This window comes from Bacillus sp. P4_D3, assembly GCF_056401855.1.
Map to the genome: position 1 here is coordinate 1 of NZ_JBFUIN010000427.1, position 2,646 is coordinate 2,646.

Sequence of the window (2,646 nt, forward strand, 5' to 3'; positions counted from 1 at the left end):
GAATAACAAAGTAAAACGGTATACTGAAAAGTATGATCACAAACTAAACAAACCGGCTTCTCATTCTAATAATAAATATAATTCAGGCGAAGCAAACTTATTAAATGATACTTCCTTAGAAACTACATTACCTGATATGGAAAATCAAATTACTAGTAGTTTGAAAAATAATTAAGAGAATAATAGTGTTTTCATGAGATATGTAAAAGTAAAAAAGAAGCCGTCCAAAAAGTATTCTGGGACGGCTTTCTTTTAGTAATAGGTTTTGTTATATTTTGTCGTTAAGTCGATATAATGTGAATTGTGTTCGATATAATTTCATTTACTATCGTTATCTTAACAAAAAGATTAAACTTTTGGGACAGCCCCTTTTTACGCTACGCTGTTATTTTTTCTTCTTTTTTCACAACTACAGCTACATAACTATGCAATATCATTCCGACAATAACGAGGCTCATTCCAATCCACGATAAAGAAGACGGGATTGGAGCAGATAACCAGATAAGCTCTCCTACTAACGCAAATAAAACTTCACCAGACTGTGTCGCTTCGACTGTTGCTAATTTTTGCGGATCATCTTTTACAAGATCTGTCGCATAGAAGAATAATACTGTCGCAATTAAACCTGAACTAATCGCAACGATAAAACATTGAAAAACTTGACTACTTGACGGTAAACCGCTTGTAGATACTTCGTAACCAGAAAGTAAAAACCAAAATGGTAAACTTGCTAATGTCATACCGAGAACTCGTTGGAAGACATCTAATTCGCCCTTACATACTTGCATCATTTTTCTATTTCCAAGTGGATACGCAAACGCTGCAATGAGTACAGGAACTACACATAAAACAGTTTCACGAATCCCTAAAGAAGAAGCGTGTTCTACTTGCATGAGAACAACACCGAATAAAATAATACCTGACATTACTAATTCCTTCATCGGAAGTTTTTTATGTAATGGGTCTACCGCGAAAAATGGTGTTAATAAAATCCCTGCGACTATCGTAATTTGCCAAGTTGAAGCAACGAGCCACCCCGGTCCAAACGCACCCGCGAAACTAAGCGGTGCATAAAAGAGACCAAATCCAACAATACTCCATAACAACCATTCTTTCGGATTGTTTTTCATATATTGAAAGAGTTGTTTTAAGTTCCCTCTATACATGACAATAAGTAATAGCATCGGGACCATAAAGTAATACCGTAATGATGCACTCCAAATCCAACTTCCACCTTCTAAGTCCATCGACCGGTTTAACACAAAGGTAAAGGCAAAGAAAAACGATGCCAATATCCCTATTGCAATAGCTTTCATCGTAAAACCCCTTATATAATTTTTCTTCTACTATATAACGTAATGAATATAATTAAAATTCTTAATTTTCGTTATACATGTAGTCTTTAAAGAAACAACACCATATATTCGTCATCACTATATACACCATTCATTTTTAAAGCTCTCTTTTCAATTCCATAAGTTTTAAATCCCATTGATCCGTATAATTTTTTTGCTGGTTCGTTTGTGGATACAACACCTAATTTTAATTGCTCTAGTTTTATTTCTCTCGCTCTTTGAATTGCATTTGCAATTAACTCACGTGCCAGTCCATTACGTCTATTTTGTGCATCTACATACATCGCAACGATATGACCTTTATGCTTATACGCCTCTTTCTCTTCTGTTAGTAAAGTGACAACTCCAATTAATTGATTTTCTTCATTAAAAGCAMCAAATGTACAGCTAGCATTAGATGTTAAATTACTTGCAACTCGCTCAAGAGGATTTTCTTGCCGCACCGCTTCTTCATAAGTTGTTACAAATGCCTCTGGATTTACTTGTAAGGCTTGTAAACGTAAGTCCCAATATTGCTCCGCATCTTCTTTAGTAAGTAATCGAATCATTTTCCCCATCCCCTTTAAGTTTACATAATATTTTTATAGACTATTGAATAAAGATTGATATTCTTCTTTTAACATACTATAACGATAGCGATGAATGAACTTACCTTGACGTAATCGATCATTTCTCATTATTCCTTCACAAACAAATCCAGCTTTTTCATAACTCTTTCTAGCTTGTAAATTATCTTCGTCTACTCGTAGCCAAACTTTTTCTAATTGGAATTCAGAAAAGCCGATTTGTAACATACTGTATAGAGCTGCCATTCCATATCCTTTACCCCAATATTCTTTATTTCCAATTGCAATCCCTAGTTCGGCATTTTTATTTGTATTATCAAAGTTTTTTAGGTCTACCCATCCAATGTGTATACCTTCCTTTGTAACGATAGCTCGTTGTTCATAACCATTCTGTCGACTTATGCATGCTTCAATCCACCTTCTCGTATCTTCACGAGTGAACGGTGGATATTGATTTGGTACAACTAAATGCTTTGTTACTTCTGTATCTAATGACCATTGATATCGATCTTCTACATTGTCTAGTGTCAATTCTCTTAATTGAACGAATGGTATATTCACTTTGCTATCCCCTTCTCATTTCCCTATAGAAAAGCCTTCGAACATTCTTCCTCCGTATTGATCTAGCGTGCTTTCTACAAAAGTAATTAATTCATTTTTCTCCTCTGTTTTATAAAAATGATCAAAAGCCGCTACAAAATGTTCTGCATATTGCTCGTCATACC

The 2,646-nt window shown here is 34.6% G+C and carries 3 protein-coding genes and 1 pseudogene; all 4 read right to left on the reverse strand.

The features are described from left to right. Positions 1–377 precede the first annotated feature (377 nt). A complete protein-coding gene (locus AC1DTM_RS22185; protein WP_002161423.1) occupies positions 378–1,316 on the reverse strand; it encodes a DMT family transporter in 939 nt (312 codons plus the stop codon). 86 nt (positions 1,317–1,402) lie between these two features. Next, positions 1,403–1,903, reverse strand: a complete 501-nt coding sequence (locus tag AC1DTM_RS22190; protein WP_477000891.1) for an N-acetyltransferase family protein — start codon at positions 1,901–1,903, stop codon at positions 1,403–1,405. A 33-nt stretch (positions 1,904–1,936) separates the two neighbouring features. After that, positions 1,937–2,482, reverse strand: a complete 546-nt coding sequence (locus AC1DTM_RS22195; RefSeq protein ID WP_477000892.1) for a GNAT family N-acetyltransferase — start codon at positions 2,480–2,482, stop codon at positions 1,937–1,939. A gap of 15 nt (positions 2,483–2,497) precedes the next feature. Continuing rightward, positions 2,498–2,646 (reverse strand): annotated as a pseudogene (locus AC1DTM_RS22200) (nucleotidyltransferase domain-containing protein); the annotation flags it as partial.

What these genes read in the sequence shown, in the direction of transcription:
- AC1DTM_RS22185 (WP_002161423.1), bottom strand. Translation starts at nt 1,316, where the DNA reads ATGAAAGCTATTGCAATAGGGATATTGGCATCGTTTTTCTTTGCCTTT.